The 21,922-nt window shown below is 67.4% G+C and carries 25 protein-coding genes, 1 tRNA gene and 1 pseudogene; 14 read left to right on the top strand and 13 right to left on the bottom strand.

From position 1 onward, the window contains the following. Positions 1-13 precede the first annotated feature (13 nt). From OHB23_RS02960 to OHB23_RS02950, 3 genes are all read left to right on the top strand, one after another. Entirely contained in the window at positions 14-967 is a 954-nt protein-coding gene (locus OHB23_RS02960) for a DUF808 domain-containing protein (RefSeq protein WP_222638931.1), read from the top strand. Between the two features lie 11 nt (positions 968-978). Then, positions 979-2,166, top strand: a complete 1,188-nt coding sequence (locus tag OHB23_RS02955; protein ID WP_285187260.1) for a DNA polymerase III subunit delta' — start codon at positions 979-981, stop codon at positions 2,164-2,166. Between the two features lie 62 nt (positions 2,167-2,228). After that, a tRNA-Thr gene (locus tag OHB23_RS02950) sits at positions 2,229-2,304 on the top strand. A gap of 64 nt (positions 2,305-2,368) precedes the next feature. Here the strand turns inward: OHB23_RS02950 and OHB23_RS02945 are convergent. From OHB23_RS02945 to OHB23_RS02930, 4 genes and pseudogenes are all read right to left on the bottom strand, one after another. Further along, positions 2,369-2,755 carry a VOC family protein gene (locus tag OHB23_RS02945; RefSeq protein ID WP_328810844.1) on the bottom strand — a complete coding sequence of 129 codons (387 nt, stop codon included), beginning with the start codon at positions 2,753-2,755 and terminating at the stop codon, positions 2,369-2,371. After that, a pseudogene (locus tag OHB23_RS02940) lies at positions 2,752-3,572 on the bottom strand (alpha/beta fold hydrolase). The gene OHB23_RS02945 and the pseudogene OHB23_RS02940 overlap by 4 nt, the downstream one beginning before the upstream one ends. A gap of 95 nt (positions 3,573-3,667) precedes the next feature. After that, positions 3,668-5,284 carry an MFS transporter gene (locus OHB23_RS02935; protein ID WP_222638929.1) on the bottom strand — a complete coding sequence of 539 codons (1,617 nt, stop codon included), beginning with the start codon at positions 5,282-5,284 and terminating at the stop codon, positions 3,668-3,670. A gap of 152 nt (positions 5,285-5,436) precedes the next feature. Next, complete coding sequence (locus tag OHB23_RS02930; protein WP_328810843.1) at positions 5,437-6,042, bottom strand: TetR/AcrR family transcriptional regulator; 606 nt, start codon at positions 6,040-6,042, stop codon at positions 5,437-5,439. A 153-nt stretch (positions 6,043-6,195) separates the two neighbouring features. On the opposite strand from OHB23_RS02930, the gene OHB23_RS02925 reads away from it, so the two are divergent. From OHB23_RS02925 to OHB23_RS02905, 5 genes are all read left to right on the top strand, one after another. Beyond that, positions 6,196-6,840 (top strand): hypothetical protein, encoded by a 645-nt coding sequence (locus OHB23_RS02925; RefSeq protein ID WP_261781762.1) that lies wholly within the window; start codon positions 6,196-6,198, stop codon positions 6,838-6,840. A 38-nt stretch (positions 6,841-6,878) separates the two neighbouring features. Next, positions 6,879-8,399: an alpha/beta hydrolase gene (locus tag OHB23_RS02920; protein WP_328810842.1), complete on the top strand. Its 1,521-nt coding sequence runs from the start codon at positions 6,879-6,881 to the stop codon at positions 8,397-8,399. A 154-nt stretch (positions 8,400-8,553) separates the two neighbouring features. Next, positions 8,554-9,195, top strand: a complete 642-nt coding sequence (locus tag OHB23_RS02915; protein ID WP_328810841.1) for a DUF3159 domain-containing protein — start codon at positions 8,554-8,556, stop codon at positions 9,193-9,195. Between the two features lie 55 nt (positions 9,196-9,250). Beyond that, entirely contained in the window at positions 9,251-11,194 is a 1,944-nt protein-coding gene (locus OHB23_RS02910; RefSeq protein WP_328810840.1) for a S9 family peptidase, read from the top strand. A gap of 23 nt (positions 11,195-11,217) precedes the next feature. Then, positions 11,218-12,717 carry an alpha/beta fold hydrolase gene (locus OHB23_RS02905; RefSeq protein WP_328810839.1) on the top strand — a complete coding sequence of 500 codons (1,500 nt, stop codon included), beginning with the start codon at positions 11,218-11,220 and terminating at the stop codon, positions 12,715-12,717. Positions 12,718-12,725: 8 nt separating this feature from the next. Here OHB23_RS02905 and OHB23_RS02900 read toward each other — a convergent pair whose 3' ends face one another. The 3 genes from OHB23_RS02900 to OHB23_RS02890 form a co-directional block, all read right to left on the bottom strand. Further along, entirely contained in the window at positions 12,726-13,385 is a 660-nt protein-coding gene (locus tag OHB23_RS02900; protein WP_328810838.1) for a sigma-70 family RNA polymerase sigma factor, read from the bottom strand. Between the two features lie 238 nt (positions 13,386-13,623). Further along, on the bottom strand, positions 13,624-14,136 hold the full coding sequence (locus OHB23_RS02895) for a MarR family winged helix-turn-helix transcriptional regulator (protein WP_328810837.1): 513 nt from the start codon (positions 14,134-14,136) through the stop codon (positions 13,624-13,626). A 55-nt stretch (positions 14,137-14,191) separates the two neighbouring features. Then, positions 14,192-14,548: a nuclear transport factor 2 family protein gene (locus OHB23_RS02890; protein ID WP_328810836.1), complete on the bottom strand. Its 357-nt coding sequence runs from the start codon at positions 14,546-14,548 to the stop codon at positions 14,192-14,194. Positions 14,549-14,795: 247 nt separating this feature from the next. Between OHB23_RS02890 and OHB23_RS02885 the strand changes: the two genes are divergently transcribed. Together OHB23_RS02885 and OHB23_RS02880 are read left to right on the top strand one after the other, a co-directional pair. Then, positions 14,796-14,954: a hypothetical protein gene (locus OHB23_RS02885; RefSeq protein WP_328810835.1), complete on the top strand. Its 159-nt coding sequence runs from the start codon at positions 14,796-14,798 to the stop codon at positions 14,952-14,954. Between the two features lie 62 nt (positions 14,955-15,016). Beyond that, on the top strand, positions 15,017-15,844 hold the full coding sequence (locus tag OHB23_RS02880) for an IclR family transcriptional regulator (protein ID WP_197027824.1): 828 nt from the start codon (positions 15,017-15,019) through the stop codon (positions 15,842-15,844). 11 nt (positions 15,845-15,855) lie between these two features. Here OHB23_RS02880 and OHB23_RS02875 read toward each other — a convergent pair whose 3' ends face one another. Then, complete coding sequence (locus OHB23_RS02875) at positions 15,856-16,641, bottom strand: SDR family oxidoreductase (protein ID WP_328810834.1); 786 nt, start codon at positions 16,639-16,641, stop codon at positions 15,856-15,858. Between the two features lie 129 nt (positions 16,642-16,770). On the opposite strand from OHB23_RS02875, the gene OHB23_RS02870 reads away from it, so the two are divergent. After that, the gene (locus OHB23_RS02870; RefSeq protein ID WP_200933861.1) at positions 16,771-16,929 is read left to right on the top strand and encodes a hypothetical protein; all 159 of its coding nucleotides are present in this window, start codon (positions 16,771-16,773) and stop codon (positions 16,927-16,929) included. Between the two features lie 9 nt (positions 16,930-16,938). Here the strand turns inward: OHB23_RS02870 and OHB23_RS02865 are convergent, their stop codons facing one another. The 3 genes from OHB23_RS02865 to OHB23_RS02855 form a co-directional block, all read right to left on the bottom strand. Further along, a complete protein-coding gene (locus tag OHB23_RS02865) occupies positions 16,939-17,508 on the bottom strand; it encodes a TIGR03086 family metal-binding protein (protein ID WP_328810833.1) in 570 nt (189 codons plus the stop codon). Positions 17,509-17,779: 271 nt separating this feature from the next. Further along, a complete protein-coding gene (locus OHB23_RS02860; protein ID WP_222650631.1) occupies positions 17,780-18,169 on the bottom strand; it encodes a transcriptional regulator in 390 nt (129 codons plus the stop codon). Beyond that, on the bottom strand, positions 18,166-18,660 hold the full coding sequence (locus OHB23_RS02855) for a hypothetical protein (protein ID WP_328810832.1): 495 nt from the start codon (positions 18,658-18,660) through the stop codon (positions 18,166-18,168). The genes OHB23_RS02860 and OHB23_RS02855 overlap by 4 nt, the downstream gene beginning before the upstream one ends. Positions 18,661-18,734: 74 nt before the next feature. On the opposite strand from OHB23_RS02855, the gene OHB23_RS02850 reads away from it, so the two are divergent. Together OHB23_RS02850 and OHB23_RS02845 are read left to right on the top strand one after the other, a co-directional pair. Next, positions 18,735-19,211, top strand: a complete 477-nt coding sequence (locus tag OHB23_RS02850) for a hypothetical protein (protein WP_328810831.1) — start codon at positions 18,735-18,737, stop codon at positions 19,209-19,211. Continuing rightward, the gene (locus OHB23_RS02845) at positions 19,208-19,882 is read left to right on the top strand and encodes a hypothetical protein (protein ID WP_328810830.1); all 675 of its coding nucleotides are present in this window, start codon (positions 19,208-19,210) and stop codon (positions 19,880-19,882) included. The genes OHB23_RS02850 and OHB23_RS02845 overlap by 4 nt, the downstream gene beginning before the upstream one ends. Before the next feature lie 6 nt (positions 19,883-19,888). Here the strand turns inward: OHB23_RS02845 and OHB23_RS02840 are convergent, their stop codons facing one another. Continuing rightward, the gene (locus tag OHB23_RS02840; RefSeq protein ID WP_328810829.1) at positions 19,889-20,314 is read right to left on the bottom strand and encodes an SRPBCC family protein; all 426 of its coding nucleotides are present in this window, start codon (positions 20,312-20,314) and stop codon (positions 19,889-19,891) included. A gap of 95 nt (positions 20,315-20,409) precedes the next feature. Here OHB23_RS02840 and OHB23_RS02835 point away from each other — a divergent pair, with 95 nt between their 5' ends. Beyond that, a complete protein-coding gene (locus tag OHB23_RS02835) occupies positions 20,410-21,648 on the top strand; it encodes an AGE family epimerase/isomerase (protein WP_328810828.1) in 1,239 nt (412 codons plus the stop codon). 58 nt (positions 21,649-21,706) lie between these two features. Here OHB23_RS02835 and OHB23_RS02830 read toward each other — a convergent pair whose 3' ends face one another. Beyond that, a complete protein-coding gene (locus OHB23_RS02830) occupies positions 21,707-21,844 on the bottom strand; it encodes a hypothetical protein (RefSeq protein WP_197027823.1) in 138 nt (45 codons plus the stop codon). Positions 21,845-21,922: the final 78 nt, after the last annotated feature.

The raw sequence follows: 21,922 nt of genomic DNA, 5'->3' as shown, positions 1-21,922 counted from the left end.
TTCGGGAGTACTGATGGCCGGCGGACTCGTAGCCCTGCTCGACGACGTGGCAGCGCTTGCCAGGCTGGCGGCGGCGTCGATCGACGACGTCGGTGCCGCGACCGGCAAGGCGACGGCCAAGGCTGCCGGTGTGGTCATCGACGACACCGCCGTGACGCCGCAGTACGTGCGCGGCCTCGCCGCCGAACGTGAGCTCCCCATCGTGCGGCGCATCGCCCTCGGGTCGCTCCGTAACAAGCTGCTCATCATCCTGCCGATCGCGCTGCTGCTGAGCCAGTTCCTGCCGTGGCTGCTGACGCCGATCCTCATGGTCGGCGGTGCCTACCTCAGTTACGAAGCGATGCACAAGATCTGGGGCGCCGTCTCCGGACACGGCGCTCACGATCACGACGAGGACGGGCCTCGCGACGAGGACACCGTCGTCGCCGGAGCCGTGCGCACCGACCTCATCCTGTCCGCCGAGATCATGGTCATCGCGCTCGACACCATCGCCGCCGAGGGTTTCTGGAGCCGACTGATCATCCTGGCCGTCGTCGCCGTGGTGATCACCGTCCTCGTCTACGGCGTGGTCGGTCTCATCGTGAAGATGGACGACATCGGTCTCCGGTTGGCCGACACCTCGTCGGGCATCGCGCAGACCGTCGGGCGCGGTCTGGTCAAGGGCATGCCCAAGGTCATGGCGGTGCTGTCCGTGGTGGGCACCGCGGCGATGCTGTGGGTCGGTGGCCACATCCTGCTCAACGGCATCGACGAGCTGGGGTTCCACCCGATCTACGAGTTCGTCCACCACATGGAGGACGCGGTCCACGATGTCGCCGGTATCGGGGGTGTGCTGGCCTGGATCGTCAACACGCTGGCATCCGCGCTGATCGGTCTCGTCGTCGGCTCCATCGTCGTGGCCGTGATGACCGGGGTGTCCTCGTTGCTGGCCAAGCGTCGCGGTGGGGCTGTCGCACAGGAGCACTAAGCTCTCCTCCCATGGCGGGAGTGTTCGAACGGCTGGTCGGTCAGCACGAGGTGGTCGCCGAGCTGTCCGACGCGGCGGCGGCTGCGCGTGAGGGTGACATCGGTTCCCGCATGACGCACTCGTGGCTCTTCACCGGGCCTCCCGGGTCCGGCCGCTCCATCGCCGCTGTCTGCTTCGCGGCTGCGCTGCAGTGCACGGATCCGGACGTCATCGGGTGCGGCCATTGCCACGCCTGCACCACCACCATGCACGGCACCCACGGCGACGTGCGCCGCATCGTGCCGCAGGGCCTCAGCATCTCTGTCAAGGAGATGCGCGAGGTGGTGCAGATGGCAGCGCGTCGCCCCACCACGGGGACGTGGCAGATCGTGGTCATCGAGGACGCGGACAGGCTGGGCGAGCGCGCCTACAACGCGCTCCTCAAGGCGGTCGAGGAGCCGCCGGCCCGCACCATATTCCTGCTCTGCGCACCGTCCGTGGATCCGGAGGACATCGCCGTCACCATCCGCTCGCGCTGCCGGCACGTGGCTCTGGTGACGCCCAAACCCGCGGACATCGCACGCGTACTGCGGGAGAACGACGGCCTGGACGAGAAGACCGCCGCGTGGGCCGCCTCGGTGGGCGGCGGACACGTGGGCCGCGCGCGCCGCTTGGCGACGGACCCCGAGGCACGCGAGCGACGGCAGCGGGCACTGGGCATCGCCAAGGCGGCGCTCCGCCCCGCCACCCAGTACGCGGTGGTCGAGGAACTGGTGAAGGCCGCCGAGTCCGACGCGGTGCAGATCAACGCCGACCGCGACGAGCGGGAGACCGACGAACTGCGGACGTCACTCGGCGCCGGCGGCACCGGCAAGGGTGCAGCGGGCGCGCTGCGAGGATCCGCCGGCGTGCTCAAGGAACTGGAACAGCGGCAGAAGTCGAGGCGCACTCGTACCGGTCGAGACTCGCTGGACCGGGCGCTGATCGACCTCGCCGGGCTGTACCGCGACGCTCTCGCACAGTCGTACGGCGCCTCGTCGACGATGACGCACCCCGACATGGAGGACCAGGCCCGCGGCCTCGCCTCGGTATCGACTCCCGAGTCGTTGCTGCAGTGCATCGAGGCGATCCTCCGGTGCCGCGAAGCCCTGGAGATGAACGTCAAGCCCAAGTTCGCGGTCGACGCGATGGTCGCCACACTGGGCGCGGCGGCCCGCTGACCCCCGTTTTGGGTTCGGGCGGGGGGACCGGTTAAACTTGCGATGGCTCCTCAGGGAGCCGCGCCGCCTTAGCTCAGTCGGTAGAGCATTTCACTCGTAATGAAAAGGTCAAGAGTTCGATTCTCTTAGGCGGCTCCACACAGTTCAGAAAAAGCGGCCTCGCGATACGCGTGGCCGCTTTTCTGGTCTCTGATCCCCTGTCCTAGCCGTTGACATCCATCTCTGCGGGAGCCTGTCGCACCGAGAACAGATTGCCGAACGGATCGAGCAGCTGGCACAGACGTTCACCGGTGAAGACCGTCTTGGGTCCCCGGTGTGCAACGGCTCCGTGGGCTGTGCAGTCCGCGACGATCGCATCCACGTCGGTCACGGTCCAGTAGGCGGAGACTCCGGCCGGCCCCGACGAGTTGTAGTCGTCGTTCTCGTGCAGCGTGAGCCGCACCCCGTCGATGTCGAAGGCCACCAGTGCCCCGCCCCGTTGAATCGGTGTGCGACCCAGCCGGGCGGAGTACCACTCGACTGCGGCCTCGAGATCGTCGACGAAGTAGAAGACGTTGCCGACGGGCCCGAGGGCGAGGGGGGTGGTCATCGGGCGAGGAAGTCGAGAATGTCTGCGTCCAGGGCCTTCTGGTAGTCGCCGTAGATGCCGTGCGGTGCGCCCGGGTACACCTTCAACGTGCCGTCCCGGACGAGGTCGATGGACTTCAGGGCCGCCGCCGCGATGGGGACGATCTGGTCGTCGTCACCCTGGGCGATGAAGATCGGGACCGTCAGCGCCTTCAGATCCTCGGTGAAGTCGGTCTCGGAGAACGCTCTCACGCAGTCGTAGGCGGCAGCAAGGTTGACGAGCATTCCCTGACGCCAGAAGTCGTCGATCGCGCCTTGCGAGACCGCGGCGCCGTCACGGTTGGCGCCGAAGAACGGCTGCGCGAGATCCTGGTAGAACTGCGAGCGGTCGGTCAGCACGCCGTCGCGGATGTCGTTCAGTGCCTCGATCGGGGTGCCCTCCGGGTTGGACTCCGACTTCAGCATGATGGGCGGGACGGCGCCGGCAGTGATGACGCGGGCGACGCGGGATCCGCCGTGCTGGGCGGCGTAGCGGACGACTTCGCCGCCGCCGGTCGAGTGGCCGATCAACGTCAGTTCCTGCAGATCCAGAGCCTCGACGAGCTCGGCGAGGTCACGGGCGTAGGTGTCCAGTCGTTGCCGGAATAGGTCTTGGACGACCGGCCGTGTCCGCGGCGATCGTGGGCGATGGCCCGGTAGCCGGCGTCGGCGAGCAGCTTGAGCTCGACCTGCCAGGCATCCGACGACAGCGGCCATCCGTGGCTCAGCACCACGGGCTTTCCGGTGCCCTGCTCGGTGTAGTAGATCTCGGTTCCGTCGGTGGTGGTGATGTAAGGCATGGCGACCTCCAGGTTTCGTGGGTTCCGATCAGTGGCTGACGACAAGGTTCCTGCACGCCTGACCGGGGGTCGTCACGTCCGGCCGGGGTCTCGCACTACCGGTCGGCCGGTACGCCGAACAGGTGTTCCTCCTTCTCGGTCGTACCGGTCACCGTGTAGGACAGAGCCTCGGTCATCCGCTGGTGATCCGACTCGGTCCAGCGCTCACGGTGCTGCCGCTCGAGATCGCCCCACGACCGGGCGGTGAACTGCTCGACACGCAGAGACGGGTCCTCGCCGTTCCTGAACAGTGCCCAGGAGTACCCGCCGGTCCGGCGGCGAGCTTTCCCGACGGCCGCCATGGCGCGGTCGAAGTCGGTCGTCGAGTCGGGCCGCACCCGGTACGTCACCGAGACGACCACGGGGCCGTCGTCGGGTTCGGGTTCGAACATCACCATCGGTGTCGGCCACGCCGTAGACACCCCGCGCGGCAGCGTGCCGGTGTCGGCGCGCAGAGGCAGGACCGTGACGCTGGCGGCGGTGACCACCAAGAGCACCGCCGAGATCAGTAGCGCCGCAGCGAAACCGACGTGCGACGCGACCAGACCCCAGACGAACGAGCCCAGCGCCTGGGAGCCCATGAACACCAACAGGTAGATCGACATCCCCCGAGCTCTCACCCAGTGCGCGAGAGAGAGCTGAATCGCCGCGTTGAGTGTGGTCAGGGTGGCGATCCACGCGGCGCCCGACAGCAGCAGCAACGGGACGGCCGCGCCGGCGGGGAGGTAGGCCACGGAGACGACGCCGACGGCATAGGTGACCGCGGACAGTGCCAGCACGGCGTTGCCCGACATCGACTGTCGCAACCGCGGGTAGAGCGCCACGCCGGACACTGCGCCGACACCGAGCATTCCCAGGACGAGCCCGTACCCCGACGCGCCGAAGTGCAGGTGGCGCGACGAGGCCAGGGGCAGCAGGGCCCACAGCGCCGATGCCGGGAAGGCGAACAGGGCCGAGCGCAGCAGGATCCGGCGCACGATCGGTGCGGACTGCATGTAGTGCAGCCCGGTCAGCATGGACCTGCCGAGGCGCTCTCGGTCGACGGACCGGTCGTCTGCGGGCCGACGCCACCAGACGAGCGCGCCGATGATGACGACGAACGTCAGGGCGTTGATGGCGAACACCGCGGCGGGTCCGGCCGCAGCCACGATCACGCCGCCGATGGCCGGGCCGACGGCGCGCGCACCGTTCACGGTCACGCCGCCCAGGGCGGATGCTGCCGGGATCTGTTCGGCCGGGACCAGTTCCGGCTGAATGGCCTGCCATGCGGGAGACGACAGCGCGGAGCCGCACCCCAGCAGGAACGTCATCGCCAGCAACATCATCGGGGTCAGCACGTCGGTGAAGGCGAGCACCGCGGTGGCCGTCGCGGCGACGGCGGTGTACGTGCTGATCGCGATCAACAACCTGCGCCGATCGAGCAGATCGGCGAGTCCGCCGGCGAGGAGGGCGAAGAACAAGGTGGGCAGCAGGCTGGCCGTCTGCACGAGGGCGACCACGGTCGCGCTGCTGTTCTGCTCCACCAGGAACCACTGTGATCCCACCGTCTGCATCCACAGGCCGATGTTCGACACCAGCTGAGCGATGAACAGCGTGCGATACACCCTGCCACGCAGCGGCGCCCATGCTGAGGACGAGTGGGTGTCGGGGCCTGCGGCGAGGTCGGCGGTCATGGGTGGACCTTCCGGTCGGTCGATGCGTGCGCGGTGGCGACGATGCCGCCAGGCATATCACGACCACCGGGCGGTGTCGAGACGGCGCAGCACGGGTCGTCCATCCGCCTCCTCGCGGTGAGGATGAAGCCCGAGCCACATCCTCGACGTGGTCACGGCGGCGTGAGGACCGCATCCACTGCATGCTGGAGAATGGCGGTCGCTCGGTGCAGCGTGGCGGGATCGGTGGGCATCGCCCGGTCCCAGAACAGGCCGTCGAGAACCGTGTTGAGGAACGCGGCGTTCAGCGACTGATCACCCTGTGGCGCTGCACCTTCGGCGGCGAGAATGTCGAGCCACTGCTCGACTCTCCGGTGCGCTTCCTCGGCGAAGGACGCGTAGGCGGCTCGGATGTCTGCGGTGGGTTCGGGTACTGCGAACGCCTCGACGGTGCTGATCAACGCGCGCCGCGCCTGCGCACCGACGGCAGGCACCAGGACCTGCTCGAGGCAGCGCACGAGGCGATCCCGAGCCGGTATCGATCGGTCGTGGATGACGTCGGCGTCCGGTGTCACCACGTCGTAGATCGTGGCGAGAACGGCCTCGCGCAGTGCGCGCTGGGTGGGGAAGTGATGACGGAGAGAACCCATGCTCACTCCGGCGCGCGCGGCGACCGATCGCACGCTGAGTGTCGACGCCGGGTCCTCACCGATCATCTCGCAGGCAGCGATGAGTATCCGCGCCCGCGTGTCCGGGCCGGGTTCCTCCGGTGTCGGCATCGCGTCCCCTCTGTTCCTCTGCGCTCGTTCCTGCTCTGAGCAGGACCGATCACGCGACCAGCACAATGTGCTAGCACGGTGTGCTAGCGTCGTCGCCATCGTTCGCGACAGTACAGCGTGCTAGCGGCACGGCCGGCGGAAGAGGAGCGAATCATGTTCGATCGAGTCAGGCGCCGCCGCGCGGCTCGTCGGGTGCGACCCGGCGACGGGCGAGCACTGCAGCCGTTCCGATGGTGGCAGTTGCTGGGACGTGCGCTGTTTCATCTCCCACCGTCGGGCCCCCATGAGCCGGAATGGTCCGTCGACATCAGGCACTGGCAGGACCAGGCCTCCGGTTCTGTCACGGCCGATCTGTACAGAGACGGTCTGTGCGAAGCACGGTCGGCACTGCCCGCCGCGTTCCCCGTCGAGGACGGCCGCATCGAGGTCGCGATGAGTGGTTTCGGTGTCAAGCGGTGCCATCTCGTCTCCGCTGACGGGAGCGAGCGGCAGCTGAGCCCCGACCCTCGCTCGGCCGAAGGGCGCCGGGCCCGATTCGACAGGCGGCACCCCGCGGCGAGTTCGGTCATCGGCGTCGTCTCGATCGCCCTCGTTCTCAGCGGAGTCCTGTCGCTCGCGGTGTATCTCGTCGAGACGGTGTCTCGAATTCCGCCGATCGCCGAGTCGGTCGGTGTCATCGCCGCACCGATCGATCTGCCGACGTGGTCGACGGTCGCCTCCACCGTCGGTGCCGCCGTGGGCAGCACGGAACGCGCTCTGCGACTGCGTTATCACTGGCTCGACGCCGCCGGCAACTGATCGGCCGTCGGCCACCCCTGCTACCGAATGGACATCCCGTGAACCGATACGACACGCGTACTGCTGCGGTGGCCGCGATCAGCCTCGTTCTCGTCGGCTGCTCGACGACCTCCACCGCGTCTCAGCCCGATACTGCAGTGCAGCAACCATATTCCATGCCCGACCTCGAGTGGGCCTCATGTCCCGACGACGTCGGTGACCCAGCGGAGGAACCGTCGCGCCTGCAGTGCGCGTCGGTGCCCGTGCCGATCGACTACGACGACCCCGACGCTGGACAGATCGACGTCATGATCTCTCGGCTGCCCTCCCAGAAGCCGGAGGAACGGCGAGGGGTGCTGTTGCTCAACCCGGGCGGCCCCGGTGGTACGGGGCTCGACCAACCGACGTTCCTGGTGAATCGGGGCATGCCGCAGTCCGTGCTGGACAGTTACGACCTCATCGGCATGGACACCCGTGGGGTGGGCCATTCCAGTCCCATCAGCTGCGGCTTCACCGACGACCTGCACTACTACGGCGCAGTCCCGCCGTACGCGTACGACCAGGCTGCCTTCGACGAGCAGGTTCGTACTGCGAGAGAAGTCGCGCGCCGGTGCGCCGCCGAGGACGACGGCCTGCTGCGCCACGTGAGCACCGCGAACATGGCGCGGGACCTCGACCGCGTCCGAGCTGCTCTCGGCGAGGACACCGCGAGCTTCCTCGGCTACTCCTACGGCTCGGCGCTGGGCGCGGCCTATGCGTCGATGTTCCCCGAGAGCACCGACCGAATCGTGTTGGACAGCAACATCGGTGACACCCATCTCGATCGAGCCGGGATGCGGCGCTATTCCCGAGGAATGGAAGACACCTTCCCGGATCTCGCCCGGTGGATGGCCGAGCGTCACGACCGATACGGTCTCGGTGCGACCGAGGACGAGGTGCGGGCGACGTACTTCGACATCGCCTCCAGGCTCGATGCCACGCCCGTGAACGGGGTCGACGGTCGCTCGTTCCGGCTCGCCACCTTCGTCACGCTGTACAACCCGGCGACGTACGAGACTGCGGCCGATGCGTGGGTCTCGTACCGGGACGGCCTCGCGGCGGGTCAGGGTGGGGACCTTCCGCAGGGGGCTCCGGTGCCGTCGGCCGGCGACAACTCGTGGTCCGTCTTCCTGGCGGTCACCTGCAACGACGTCGAGTGGCCGCACGACGTGACCACCTACGAGAATGCCGTCGCCACCGACAGGGTCGACTACCCGCTGTTCGGCGCAGCGGCGGCGAACATCATGCCGTGCGCGTTCTGGGCCCATGCCCCGACCGAACCCCCGGTCTCCATCGACTCCGACGGACCGACGAACATCCTCATCGCGCAGCATCGACGTGATCCGGTCACGCCCTTGCGCGGCGGTGAACTGCTCGACGAGCGCTTCGGAGATCGTTCCCGGCTGCTCACCGTCGACGGCAGTGGGCACGGTGTCTTCGCACTCGGAACCAACCCCTGCGCGCAGGAGGTGGTCACCGACTATCTCGTCGACGGCACCATGCCGGAGAAGGACGCCCAGTGTCCTCGGGCGACGCAGTGAGCACCGGCTGACGCCGTGACATCTGTCATGACCGGTCGATGACAGTGTCACCGTATCCGGTGCACGCAGGCACTGGCAGCGGTCGGTCAGCTCGACGACTCTGGTTGTCGATGAACACATTCGACCGGATCGACCGAGGCGCAAGGAGGGCGACATGACGAACCCGCCGCACGACAGCACGCAGGACGCACCGACCACCGATGCCGGCGCGAGGGTGGTGGACAGTCTGGGTGGCACCAGCGGCATGATCCGCACCGCGATACCGGTGATCGTGTTCGTCGTCGCGAACGCCGTCTGGACGCTGCCGGTCGCGATCGGCGCCGCGGTGCTCGTCGCACTGGGACTGACCGTCCATCGCGTCCGAGGTGGTGAGTCGATCGCCGGGGCGAGCGGCGGTCTCGTCGGCGTTCTCGCCGCCGGCGCCGTCGCGGCGATGAGTGGCAGTGCGAGCGGCTACTTCCTCCTCGGCATCTGGACCAGCCTGGTGGCCGGCGTCGTGGTACTCGCATCGGTGCTGATCCGCCGACCGGTGACCGGCCTGCTGTGGAACGCGCTGCACGGCAACCGATATGCCTGGCGACAGAACTCCTCGGTGCGCCGCGCCCACGACGTCGCCACTCTCACCTTCGCGGTGCTCTTCGGTGCCCGGTACCTCGTGCAGGACTGGCTGTACGACACCGACGCCACCGGCTGGCTCGCCGTCGCGAGAATCGGGATGGGTGCGCCGTTGTTCGCGGTCGCCGTGGTGGTCACCGTCTGGGCGTTCCGGCGTTCGACCACGCACTTCGTCCGTTGAGAGACACCACCGACAGACAGTTCGACACCCGCCCCACCAGAGGAAAGGACCTCCCATGACCACTGCACCCGATCTGATCGCGATCGACGACCTCTTCGGCCCGCCCGCCGCGGTCGGTGCCCGAATCTCTCCGGAAGGCAACAGAATCGCCTTCCTCGCACCGTGGAGGAACAGGCTCAACGTCTGGGTGCAGGACATCGCCCCGGATCTCTCCGCCGTGGGTGATGCACGATGCGTGAGCGCTGACGAGACCCGCAGCGTCATGAAGTTCGAGTGGACCGACGACCCCCGGTGGCTGCTGTACCTGCAGGACAGTGGAGGCGACGAGAACCACCACGTGTTCCGTGTCGATCTCGACGATCCCCGCAGTCCCGCCGTCGATCTCACGCCGTTCCCCGGCGCTCGTGCTGTCGGACTCCTGCCGGTGCGCGGGAGTACAGGCAGCTACACGGTGATGCTCAACGCGCGGAACCCTGCCGAGTTCGACCTCCACAGGATCGACGTCGCGACCGGTGAGATCACCATGATCGGGCGCAGCGCCGGAACGGACCGATTGCTGATGCTCGCGGAGGGCGACATGCTCGTCGAGCAGGAGACGACCGACGACGGCCACCTGCTCCTGTCCCGGGTCACCCCGTCGGGAACACGGACTCCGATCGCGTCGATCGACGCCACGGACTACCCGATCGGGATCACCCCGACCGAGATGACCCCGGACGGTACAGGCTTGTGGATGGGCTCGACCCGCGGGCGCGATCTGACTCACCTCGTGCGCGTCGACCTCGACACCGGCGAGGAGACCGTCGTCGACTCGCACCCGACGTTGGAACTCGACGCAGCCCGCCGCGCTGTCGAACAGACATCGTCGCCCCTGATATGCGACGCCGAGACCGGCGACCTGCTCGGGGTGCGATACCTGGGCGAGCGTCAGGAGATACGGGTCCTCGACGAGCGCTTCGGAGAGGTTTTGGCAGCACTCGAACAGCTCTCGGACGGCGATGTCGGCGCACTGTCCTCGGACCGGAGCGGACTGCGCTGGACCGTCAGCTTCGTGCACGATCGGGATCCCGCTGTCACCTTTCTCTACGACCACACCACGGGTGCGAGCCGCCAGTTGTTCCGTCCGTACCCGCATCTCGAGCCGACCGCGATGGCGCCGATGGAACCGGTGACCATCGAGGCGCGCGACGGGCGTGCGTTGCCGTCTTTCCTGACGTTGCCTCTCGGCGTCGACCCGACCGCGCTGCCGCTGGTGCTGTTCGTGCACGGCGGCCCCTGGTATCGCGACTCGTGGGGCTTCGATTCCGTCGTGCAGATGCTCGCCAACCGCGGGTATGCCGTGCTGCAGGTCAACTTCCGCGGTTCCACCGGCTACGGGAAGGCTCACACCAACGCCGCGGTGGGGGAATTCGCGGGCGCGATGCACGACGACCTGGTCGACGCGGTGGAGTGGGCCGTACAGCAGGGGTACGCCGATCGTGAGCGCGTCGCGATCATGGGCGGCTCGTACGGCGGGTACGCCGCGTTGGTCGGCGCGACCTTCACCCCCGACGTGTTCACCGCGGCGGTCGATCTGGTCGGCATCTCGGACCTCGCCAACTTCATGAGGACACAACCGTCCTTTCTCCGGGCCAGCCTGGTCAACAACTGGTACCGGTTCGTCGGCGACCCGAGTGACCCGGAGCAGGAAGCGGACATGCTCGCGCGGTCCCCGATCAGCCGTCTCGACGCGTCCACGGCGCCCCTGCTCATCGCGCAGGGAGCCAACGACCCTCGTGTCACCAGAGCCGAGTCCGACAACGTCGTCGCCACCCTCCGCTCGTGTGGGGTCCACGTCGACTACCTCGTCTTCGACGACGAAGGACACGGGTTCGTCAACCCCGAGAACACCATCGCGTTCTACCGCGAGGTCGAGCGGTTCCTCGCCCAGCACCTTGGTGGGCGCGAACATTCCGCGAGTCCCTCCTCCGTCCACGCACCGAGCGGGTCGCTATCGTGAGCCGCAGAACGGCAGGAGTCACCGTGGCAGTCACTGCGCTGGTGCTCGCCGGGTGTGCGCAACCGCGGACCGAGCCGGATCTGAGCAGTGTTCACGACCAGGACGTGGCCTTCGAATCGTGCGACGGGTACGCGGTGACGTCGGCCGATGCCACTGCGTTCGCCGCCGACCCGACCTTCGAGTGCGCTCGCGTGACCGTGCCGTTGGACTACGACGATCCCGACGGTCGGACGGCGCAGATCGCCCTGCTGAAGGCACCCGCGCGGGGTGAGCGAATCGGGTCACTGCTGCTCAATCCGGGTGGGCCCGGTGGGCCGGGAATGAGCATGGCCGCCGCGGGTGCGACGACCTTGGCGGACAGTCGCGTGACCGAACACTTCGACCTGATCGGCTTCGATCCTCGCGGGGTCGGTGCGTCGACACCGGCGATCGACTGTTTCACCGATGCCGAGAACGACGCCGGCGAGGCGTACACCACGGTGCTGACCGGCTCGAGAACGCTGACGGAGGACGACTCGCGTCGCCTGGTCGCACGCTGCGCCGAGCGCTCGGGCGGCGACGACGTCCTCTCGACGGTGGGAACTCGAGATGCCGCGCGGGACATGGACATTCTGCGAGAGGTGCTCGGCGACGAGAAACTGAGCTACCTCGGTCAGAGTTACGGAACGCGACTGGGAGCGGTGTACGCCGAGATGTTCCCTCAGAACGTGCGCGCCATGGTCCTGGACGGCGCCATCGACCCCGCTCAGAGCACGGCCGACCGCAGAGTCGACCAGTTCACCGGCTTCCAGCGCTCGTTCGACGAGATGGCCGCGTCCTGTGCGGCGTCTCCGGACTGTCCGCTGGGCCCCGATCCGAGCAGGGCGGTCGAGAGGTTCCAGGACATCGTCAGGCCTCTCGTCGAGGATCCCATCGTCACCGAGAGCGGTCGGCGCCTCGACTTCGACGCTGCATACGGAGCGGTGGTCGCGGGACTCTACGACTCGACGGTGTGGCCTGTCATCATCCGAGGAATAGCCGAGGTCACTGCGGGACAGGGAGACACGCTGCTGAAGATCCTCGACGTGTTCGGCGGCCGCGACGAGGACGGCACCCACCCCAACTTCAGCGAAGCGCTCTACGCCGTCAATTGCATGGACGAGGACCGCAACACACCGGAGGAGGAAGTCGAGCTCAAACGGAGAATTCAGGAGATCGCGCCGTTCACGGACGCGGGACTCGGTCCGGAGGGGGCTCGTGATCCGTGCGAGTTCTGGCCGGCCGAGCCGACACTCGGAATTCCCTACGCACAGGATGTCGAGCGCGTTCCCGACACTCTGACGATCTCGATCACCGGTGATCCGTCCACGCCCTACGAAGGAGGTGTGAACCTCGCGGACACTCTGGGCGGAACGCTGCTCCCCGTGGACGGCGAGCAGCACACCGTCGCGATCTCCGGTGCGAATGCCTGCGTGAACGACATCGTGGCCGACTATCTCGTCGAGCTGGCCACACCCGAGGCAGGGACTCGCTGCACCCTCTGAGCGCTCGCTCAGGCGGTGCGCGCGAGGTGAAGTCGCAAGCGCAGCACGGCGTCTCGCACGCGGGTCTTGACGGTGGCATGCGGAACGCCGAGCCGCTCGGCTGCTTCGCGGCACGACAGGCCCTGGAAGTAGACCAGGTCGACAGCGGTTCTCTGCAGACTGGTCAGTTCGATCAGCGCCTTCGTCAGCAGATCGTTGTCGGCGTTCGTCCACACCGCTTCCCAGACGCCGTCGTGAGCGCGGTCGAAATGCGATGCGGTGTACGCCGTGTCCCGCCTCGCCGACGCCGTGTCGGAGCGCGAACGGTCGATCGCTCGTCGGCGCGCGAGAGTCGCCAACCAGGCGTGAGGTGTCCCTCGGTCGGAGTCGAACGTTCCGGCCGAGGTCCACACCTGGAAGTACGTCTCCTGAGCCGTGTCCTCGGCGCGCGCACGGTCTCCGAGAACTCGCAACGCCGCTGCGAACACCACGGGTCGAGTGACCAGCATCAGTTCGACCATCGCGCGGTCGTCCCCGGAGGCGATCAGGCCGAGCAGGACACCGCATCGGTCGCGAAGGTCTCGGTCCAGCGCAGCGGCCTTCGCCTCGGTCGCTGCACGATCGGACCGATCGACATCGAGGAATGGTGGGCGCGCTCGTCGCGGAGATGCGTACTCCGCCGTGGTCATGGGCTGATTCTGCATCATGCGGGCCCCGACGCTCGCATGAACGGACACCGCGTATCTCGCGTCGTGCGCCGTGCGGTCCGTTTCCTGAGCAGCGGGCGACCAGGAGTTCGTGAATCGCGCCAGTCTCGGTGTCAGGAAGTGTTCGAGGGTCGGTAACCCGTGAGAAGCGCCGTGAGATCGGATGTGTCGTTGCTCTCCCGGGTTCCCCTCCGACTCCGACTGATCGGCGTCGGGTGACTCACGGATGGTCGACAGGCCGGGGCAGTGTCCCGTGTCGGATCAACTGGTCGTAGATGCCCTCGAACATCGTCGACATCTCCTGCACCTGAGGGGGAGTGAGGGCATCGAAGAAGACGGACCGCACGAAGTCGATGTGTCGCGGCGAGACATCGGCGAGGGTGTCGTCACCTCTGTCGGACAGTGCAACTCGGGTCACTCGACGGTCGTCGGGGTCGGTCGCCAGGGTCACGAGTCCCCGTGTGCTCAGGCTGCGGAGCTGATGCGAGACCCTGCTGCGCTCGGAGCCGATGCGGGTGGCGAGGTCGGACACCGAGAGCGTGCGCTCGGGATCGCTGACCAGCGCCACCAGTACGTCGTAGTCGGCCAGGGAGATGCCGTGATCGCCGCGCAGCTGGTGATCCATCTCGTAGCGCAGCCGCAGGTGCACCTTCATGTAGGCGTACCAGGCCCGTGTCTCCTCCTCGCCGAGAAAGGCGTAGGGAGACTCGGATGCCACGTCGTACTCGGTCATCGTCCTGTTGTACCCGGCCGACGACGGACGGCCCGCATCGAGGCGGCCACCGACCTCAGGTGAGGATGACGGTGTAGACCTGTGCCAGGAGGCCGTCGCGAACGATGCCGACATCGGCTCCGCGGACGACGGGATCGGAGCCCTCGGGTCCGAGTGCCCACGCCAGGTAGCCGGCGTCCTGCATGAGGTGAACGCTGCCGTCCGCGGTGAACACGAATCCCGGTGCGTCGTCGAGGATCGCCTGCACCTTGGCATGGAGTGCGTCGTGGCCCTGCACCCGAGCCTCGGCATCGGAGAAGACGACGTCCTCCGTGTACGTCCGCGCGATGGCGGCCCGCCTCGCCGCGGGGTCCCGTTCGCCGAAGACCTGCAGGAGGTTGGCGTGCATCAGCTGCTCGATCGACTCTGCCATCGCTGGGCTCCAGTTCCATATGGGTGAAGGTTCACCCAAATTAGGCGCGGCCGGTCTCCACGTCAACCGCGTCGCGAGAGGGTGGCGCCACAATGGAACGGGTCAATGGACCGTCCGTGGGGGATCTGCCATTCATGCCCGAGTCGACCTCCGGTGATGGATCCTGATCGTGGAGATCGAGAGTGTGGTGTGACCTGCCGGGTCACCCTCGCGGTCAGAGCTGAGTCGGGCGATGAACTATGCGGAGATGTCCACCGATCTGTTGCAGGAACGGTACGAGCGGCTGGTGACGGACCGCCGTTCCGCCATTGCCCGCGACGCGCCACCGGACGACGTCGTGTCGGTCTCCAACGAGTGCACCCGGGTGCGCCGCGAGTTGGACCGTCGCGCCCGTCGAGTTCCGTGATCGACGAAACCCGTGGGCTCGATCTTCCGCCCCCTGCGGCGGTGCTGAGAGACGATGGGGGTGTGCTCGACGACGATCGAATTCCCCGTGATCCCCCGACCCCCGACGTCCCGACGCGGTTGCGGCGCGCCGGAGCCGGCGGAGTCGCCACGGTGGAGAAGACCCTCGCCGTGCTCGAGGTGGTGGCCGATCGCGGCGGCGCCACCGCCAAGGAGGTCTCCGAGGTGCTGGGCTTCCCGCTGCCCACGACCTACCGTCTGCTGCAGGTACTCGTCGGTTGCGACTACCTCGTTCACCTCCGAGCGCGACAGCGGTTCGAGCTGGGATACAAGTTGGCTCGTCTCGGTGTCAGCCTGCATCGCCAGGTCGGCGTGCCTGTGCCGGTGCGGCAGCGTATCTCGAAGCTGCACGAGACACTGGGGACGGCAAGCTACTTCGCCGTCTACCGCGGGTCCGACGTTGTGGTGGCGCATGTCGCCGACTGCGCCACCCACCCCCGCATCACGCCGCTGAACTTCGGTTTCCACGAGGCCGGGCACGCGACTGCCTTCGGCAAGATCCTGCTCGCTGCGATGTCGCGCGAGGACGCAGCCGAATACCTCGACACCCATGGCACCGAACGGCTCACGTCCACGACCATCACCGACCGCGACGAACTGGAACACCACCTCGCCGAGGTGTCCCGTCGTGGGGTGGCATGGGAGCGTGAGGAATTCGTTCCGACGAAAGCGTGCGCTGCAGTGGCCGTCCATGATGCGTCGGGTGCGGTCATGGGAGCCGTGGCCATCAGCACCCCCGATCGGGAAGTGGACCGTCGACGGGCGGCCGAGGTGGAGCACGCGTTGCGGTCCGCGGCGAACGAGATCAGCCGGTGGTTGCGCACCGGCTGACCTCGTCCGTGTCAGGAGAACTGGATGCCACCGTCCACGAGCATCGTCTGGCCCGTGACGTAATCGGAATCCGGAGATGCCATGAAGCTCACGAGCTTCGCCACATCGTCGGGCACCGATACTCGGCCCAGCAGGATCGACTGGGCGTTCTCGGCGAGCGCCTCGCCCTTCTGCTGGCCGTGCTTCGCGGCGAGCTTCTCGTCGATGAGATCCCACATCGCCGTGCCGACGATGCCGGGGCCGTAGGCATTGACGGTGATGCCGTGTTCGGCCCACTCCATTGCCGCGGCCTGGGTGAGACCGCGTACGGCCCACTTCGTCGCCGAGTAGGGGCCGAGAAGTGCGAAGGGTCGGAACGCGACGATCGAGGCCGCGCCGATGATCTTGCCGCCGTCGCCCTGCGCGATGAACTGGTTGGCCGCGGCTCGGTAGGAATTGAAGACGCCTTTGACGTTGACGTCGAAGATCTTGTCGAAGTCGGCGCTGTCGTACTTCAGCAGCTCCTCGACCTGGGCGATTCCGGCATTCGCGACGAAGACGTCGAGGCGCCCGCCCGCGTCCACCGCGGAACGCACCAACGATTCGACCGAGGATTCGTCCACGACGTCGACCGCGGCGCCCGTGGCCATACCGCCGGCACCGACGATCGTCTCGACGGTCTCGTCGACACCGTCCTTCGAACCAGGCAGGTCGGCGACGATGACGTGAAGACCGTCTCGGCCCAGGCGTTCGGCGATACTCTTGCCGATTCCTCGGGCTGCTCCGGTGACGACGGCGACGCGTGGGTTCTGGCTCATGGAGACCTCCGTGACTCGGTGAATGATTCTCATCCAGATCACACCTGCACGGTCTGGGGCGTCCAGGGTCGTTATCGCGGAGTGAGAACGGGGACGTTTGAATGATTCGTCCGCGGGCACGCCGCACTCATGACCGATCCACACGACGAACCCACACTCGACGACGTCCTGGTTCCCACGGAGGACGCGCACCCGGACCGCCGGGCTCACGCCAAGACACCGAGCCATCTCGACGACGACGAGCTCGAGCAGAGAACGCAGCACGAGCGAGACGAAGTGCAGGACTGACGCGGCGCCTCAGCGCCCGAGGAAATGCGGATCGCGCCCGATGAATCCGAGAAGCCTCGTCTGATCGTCGGCGTCGTCGGGTACGGCGACAGCCGGCCCGTACTGGCCGGACGACCGCATGAGCTCCTCGATCGGCCGCATGCCGTCGACCAGTTCGGCGCAGTAGTCGGCGTCGAGTGAGAGGTCCTGCCCGCCGGCCGCGGCGAGGTCCCACGAGTGCATGAAGACGTCGGGTACGTAGAACTGGCCGACCGCCGCGGGAAGTGGCATCTCGCCGATCATCGGATGGTGGAACGGGGTCGCGGCGTCCGGCCCGTCCAGCACTCTCTGCACGGCGTCGCTGTGGACACGCCAGGCATCGACCGGGTCCTCGAGTGGTGAGCGCCCACGATCGAGTTTCAGCCCGGTGGCCGTCGTCAGAAACGCCGGAAACCATTCGACGAGGTGCGCCACAACATCACGTACGGTCCAGCCGTCCACGGGCGCCGGGGCATCCCAGGCCGACGTGGACTCGACGAGCGTGGTGAAGGTCGCGGCGACGGCGCGGTGACGGTCGGCGGTCTCGCGCGGCAGTGTCATGCGCGCACTGTGCACCGTCGTCGCCCTCACGTCAATCGTGCGCGAGCGAGCCCGAGCCGAGCAGGGTGCCCGTGTCGGCGGGCGCTCGGATCGTTGCGTCACCGGTCTCCCCGCGCACAGGATGCGACCCGAATTCTGTTTGTGCCGCTGCGCTGTTCGACGGTGACGGGTCATTGATATCGAGCCCCGGTGAACTCGAACGGCGGGTGAGTCGACGTCGGCGTGAACAACGTGGATACGACGTGGATCAGGCGACGGCGCCGTGCGGTCGTCAGCCGAATTCGGGTGTCGGTCCGAAGTGGGGAAGTCTCGTCGACAGTGGTTGCCGAGCCGTCGACTGTTCCGGGCGACCGTGCGCGATGAGTCCGAGTTCTGCGATGTGAGAATCGAAAGCATCGCGACCGACCCGGGTCAGCTCGACCCACGTCACCAGTCGCGAGTCGCCGCGGGAGAGTGACGTCGTCTTCTTCGTCGACACGTAGCCCTCGTCCGACAGAGCTCGGAGATGTTTGGACAGAGACGCATCGCTGATCTCGAGGGTGTCGCGGATGATGGCGAAATCGATCTCGTCGACTCGGCGTAGAAGCCCGCAGATGCGCAGCCGGACCGGTGCGTGGATGACGGCATCGAATCGTGGTTCGGGGCCGCGATCCTCGGTCACGACCGTGGTCCGGAGTGCGCCCGGCCGGACGGGCGTCGGACGTCGTCTGCGTGCAGATGGCGGCGGTACTCGCGGTCGAACAGGCGGCCGCCGAACAGCACGAGCACGAAACACAGCGCCTGTGGCACGAGGACCCACCACGCGGACAGAGATGCCACCAGACCGTAGGAGACGCTCAACGATCCGAGCACGGTCACCAGCAGCCCACCGAGAACACACCACCCGACCACACCCACTCCTGATGGGCGTACCCCCGTCAGGCGTGGATAGAGCACCGTCGTCACGATCGCGGCCGCGACCAGAACGGACGTCGACACCGAACGCACGTGGCCGTCGGGCAGCGACGGTGTACCGACGTACAGGGCGGTCAGTGCCGCGAAGGTCGGATAGAACCACGTCGGCGCCGCGAGACGGTCGGCGAGAACGACTCGGTCGGCATGGATCTCACTCAGCAGGGCGCGAGCATCGTCTGGCGACCGATGGCTTTCCATGACGGAAACACTAACACTTTCCGTGCTGGAAAGTGTTACGTTCGACGGGCCGTGCAGTCCACTCGAGGAGGGTCATGAAGAAGCATCCGATCAGCACTCGCGCCGTCGTCGTCACCGGCGCCCTGACGGCAGTCGTCACGGTGGGTGGCACCGTGAACGCCGGTGCGCAACCGATGTACTTCTCACCGGAGCAGCGCATCCACACCCTCGCCGAGGTTCCCCAGTGCCTTGCGGGAACGGTCGATGTCAGAGTGACCAGCGGCTACACCCCTGACGAGATTCACGCTGACTTCACGACCCATCTGTACAGCCCCGCGTGGGTGGGGCTGGCCGACTACGAGTGCTACGTGACCATGTACGCGGACTGGCACAATCACGACACCGGCGCTCGCGGTACCGCCGAACACCGAGTGGCGAGCTGGCGTTTCCAGGGCCCCAACGTGACCAACCCCTATCTCGACATCGACACGGGTGCAGGACCGGTCACTGTCACGTTCAGGACGAACACCCCGCACACGCCGAGCCCCACTTTCGAGGTGCCGGCCCGATGACGGCGATGCGGACGTTCGTCGTTCCGATCGCTGCACTGTGTGCGTCGGCTCTGGTGGGGTGTTCCGGCGGGGATTCCGCGACGGATGCGCCGGCTGCGGGGACCACGGTGGCCACGTCGACGGTGGAGCCGACCACCACGACACCGGCGGTGGAGTCGGCGACGCCTCCTGCACCCGGTGCACAGGTGTCGGGAGAGTCCACTGCCACCTCGCCGCGGCGAACCCCGGAGGAGGTGTCCGACTTGTTTCCCTGGAATCAGCCGCGTCCGAGCCCCGAGTCGGGAACGGTCGACCCGGCCCTGTTCCAGACCGCCCCTGGCCTGACCAACTTCACGACGCCCAGCGGAAACGTGCAGTGCGGGATCTGGGCCGGTGGCTCACCCGCGGGCCAGGTCGGATGCCAAGCGGTGACGAGTGTGCAGCCGGTCGACGGCCCGATGTGCACGAATGCGCCGAACGACAAGTACGCGGTCCGTGTCGACGATGCCGGCTCACACCATCTGTGCACCACGCAGGGCATCTACACGAGCCCGGCACCTCGAGTGCTCGAGTACGGCGAGGTTCTCTCGACGTCCGGAGTGGTGTGCTCGTCCGACGTCGACTTCGGCGTGACCTGCTGGGGCACCGCCGGTGCATTCATGTTCGCTCGCGACTGGAACGAGACCTTCTGACCCTCGTCAGGGAACGAGGTTGCCGATCTTGGCGGAGATGGTCGAGGTGAGAACCTTCGCGACGACGAGAGCCAGGCCGGGAACCGGAGCGTCGAATCCGATGGTGTAGTCGAGAGCGGTGCCGCCGTCGGTCGTCGGGGTCAGGCGCTGGGTGCCCCAGTGTCCGCGCAGCGGTGAGTCCTTGGTGATCTTGTACTCGATGAGGGTGTTCGGTTCGGAGACGATCGTCGTCTCGTGGAAGGCGGGCAGCGGGCCGAGCTTCAGTGCGCGCCTGGAGCCGACACCGTTGCGCGAGCTGTCTCCGTCACGAACACGCGTGATCTTCGCTCCGAACAGGGGGCCGAGGTTCTCGTGCTCCGACAGGGCTGCGAACACGACATCCGGTGCGGACGTGAACGTGTGGGTGACGTGGACGCGCGTGGGTGCTGCCATCAGAGGGACTCCTGTTCGATGCGGGACCCGATCATGTCAGCACCGGTGCCGCTGTTCCGAGCCGGGAGGCGCCGACGGTCTCGTAGGGTGACGCGGTGTCCTCGAACGAGATGCCTGCGGGTCCCTCCTGGCCGACGCTTCCGTCCCACAGGTCGTGGCTCGACGGCGAATCCGCCCGGTTGCTCGACTTCGGCCGCACTCTCGATCACCCGTCGGGAGGCGCGGCGTGGCTCGACGACACGGGCGAGCCGGACCTGACGCGGCCGGTGTTCACCTGGATCACCGCACGCATGGTGCACGTGCAGTACCTCGGTGCGCTGCTCGGGCATCCGGACTCTCGCCGCAGAGCCGACCGACTGTTCGACGGACTCCTGACGGTGCTGCGCGACGACCGACACGACGGCTGGGTCGAGTCGACCGACGACGCGACCAAGTCGGCCTACACGCACGCCTTCGTCGTTCTCGCGGCGTCGACGGCCACCGCGGCGGGTCACCCTCGCGGACCTGCACTGCTCGCCGAGGCACTCGCCGTCGTCGATGCCCGGTTCTGGGACGACCGCAGTGGCATGTGCGTGGACACCTGGAACGCCGACTGGTCGGAATTGGACGACTATCGCGGGATCAACGCGAACATGCACATGGTGGAGGCGATGCTCGCGGCAGTGGACGCCGGCGCCCCCACGGTGTGGCGCGAGCGGGCCGCTCGCATCTGCGACAGCGTCATCGAGTGGTCCGAGGCCAACGACTGGCGCATCCCCGAACACTTCACCACCGAGTGGGAACCGCTGCTGGAGTACAACTCCGACAGTCCGGCCGATCAGTTCAAGCCCTACGGTGCGACGGTCGGTCACGGTTTCGAGTGGTCGCGCCTGATGCTGCAGGTCTCCCTCGTGGCCACCAGCGCGCGCGGCCACGACCACGTGGACGTCGCTCGATCGCTGTATCGGCGCGCCGCTGCCGACGGATGGCAGGAAGGGTCGACGCCCGGCTTCGTCTACACGACCGACTGGACCGGCCGGCCCGTCGTGACCCAGCGATTGCACTGGGTGCTGTGCGAGGCGATCGCCGCCGCCGCGACCCTGCTGCGGTGGACCGGAGAAGGGCACTACGAGAACGACTATCGCGCGTGGTGGGATCACGCAGCCGACTGCTACGTCGACCGAGCGCGCGGATCGTGGCACCACGAACTCGACGAGCACAACGCCGTGGCGACGAGTGTGTGGGGCGGGAAGCCCGACATCTACCACGCAGCCCAGGCGGTGTGGATCAGTCGGTATCCCACGGGATCGAGCCTTGCGGCGGTGCTGAGCGGCGGTATGCTCGATCCACGGTGACCCGATGCCCGTCCGCGTCGTCGCACGGTTCCCCTACTGCATCGGGATCGACATGGCATCACGTACCGCCGACGAGGGAATTCGCCGGCACCGTCCCTCTCGACCGCGGCGCGATGGCGCGGCGCTCCGGTACCTCGACGAGTGGCGTGACCACGTCGAGCGCACGGAACGGCGCGTCGCTCGCGGTGGCGCCCACCCCGTGTCACGTGCATGGGAATGGACCGGCCCCACGGGGTGTCCGATGTGTGACGGTGACCTTCCGACCGATGCCCGG

Source organism: Rhodococcus sp. NBC_00294 (assembly GCF_036163995.1).
Taxonomy (GTDB): Bacteria; Actinomycetota; Actinomycetes; order Mycobacteriales; family Mycobacteriaceae; genus Rhodococcoides.
The sequence above is the reverse complement of the archived record's forward strand: the minus strand, read 5'-3'. Positions and strand labels throughout refer to the sequence as shown.

Excerpts from the sequence above, each read along its gene's own strand:
- OHB23_RS02960 (WP_222638931.1), top strand. The coding sequence starts at position 14 with ATGGCCGGCGGACTCGTAGCCCTGCTCGACGACGTGGCAGCGCTTGCC.
- OHB23_RS02955 (WP_285187260.1), top strand. The coding sequence starts at position 979 with ATGGCGGGAGTGTTCGAACGGCTGGTCGGTCAGCACGAGGTGGTCGCC.
- OHB23_RS02945 (WP_328810844.1), bottom strand. The coding sequence starts at position 2,755 with ATGACCACCCCCCTCGCCCTCGGGCCCGTCGGCAACGTCTTCTACTTC.
- OHB23_RS02935 (WP_222638929.1), bottom strand. The coding sequence starts at position 5,284 with ATGACCGCCGACCTCGCCGCAGGCCCCGACACCCACTCGTCCTCAGCA.
- OHB23_RS02930 (WP_328810843.1), bottom strand. The coding sequence starts at position 6,042 with ATGCCGACACCGGAGGAACCCGGCCCGGACACGCGGGCGCGGATACTC.
- OHB23_RS02925 (WP_261781762.1), top strand. The coding sequence starts at position 6,196 with ATGTTCGATCGAGTCAGGCGCCGCCGCGCGGCTCGTCGGGTGCGACCC.
- OHB23_RS02915 (WP_328810841.1), top strand. The coding sequence starts at position 8,554 with ATGACGAACCCGCCGCACGACAGCACGCAGGACGCACCGACCACCGAT.
- OHB23_RS02910 (WP_328810840.1), top strand. The coding sequence starts at position 9,251 with ATGACCACTGCACCCGATCTGATCGCGATCGACGACCTCTTCGGCCCG.
- OHB23_RS02900 (WP_328810838.1), bottom strand. The coding sequence starts at position 13,385 with ATGACCACGGCGGAGTACGCATCTCCGCGACGAGCGCGCCCACCATTC.
- OHB23_RS02895 (WP_328810837.1), bottom strand. The coding sequence starts at position 14,136 with ATGACCGAGTACGACGTGGCATCCGAGTCTCCCTACGCCTTTCTCGGC.
- OHB23_RS02890 (WP_328810836.1), bottom strand. The coding sequence starts at position 14,548 with ATGGCAGAGTCGATCGAGCAGCTGATGCACGCCAACCTCCTGCAGGTC.
- OHB23_RS02885 (WP_328810835.1), top strand. The coding sequence starts at position 14,796 with ATGTCCACCGATCTGTTGCAGGAACGGTACGAGCGGCTGGTGACGGAC.
- OHB23_RS02875 (WP_328810834.1), bottom strand. The coding sequence starts at position 16,641 with ATGAGCCAGAACCCACGCGTCGCCGTCGTCACCGGAGCAGCCCGAGGA.
- OHB23_RS02870 (WP_200933861.1), top strand. The coding sequence starts at position 16,771 with ATGACCGATCCACACGACGAACCCACACTCGACGACGTCCTGGTTCCC.
- OHB23_RS02865 (WP_328810833.1), bottom strand. The coding sequence starts at position 17,508 with ATGACACTGCCGCGCGAGACCGCCGACCGTCACCGCGCCGTCGCCGCG.
- OHB23_RS02855 (WP_328810832.1), bottom strand. The coding sequence starts at position 18,660 with ATGGAAAGCCATCGGTCGCCAGACGATGCTCGCGCCCTGCTGAGTGAG.
- OHB23_RS02850 (WP_328810831.1), top strand. The coding sequence starts at position 18,735 with ATGAAGAAGCATCCGATCAGCACTCGCGCCGTCGTCGTCACCGGCGCC.
- OHB23_RS02845 (WP_328810830.1), top strand. The coding sequence starts at position 19,208 with ATGACGGCGATGCGGACGTTCGTCGTTCCGATCGCTGCACTGTGTGCG.
- OHB23_RS02840 (WP_328810829.1), bottom strand. The coding sequence starts at position 20,314 with ATGGCAGCACCCACGCGCGTCCACGTCACCCACACGTTCACGTCCGCA.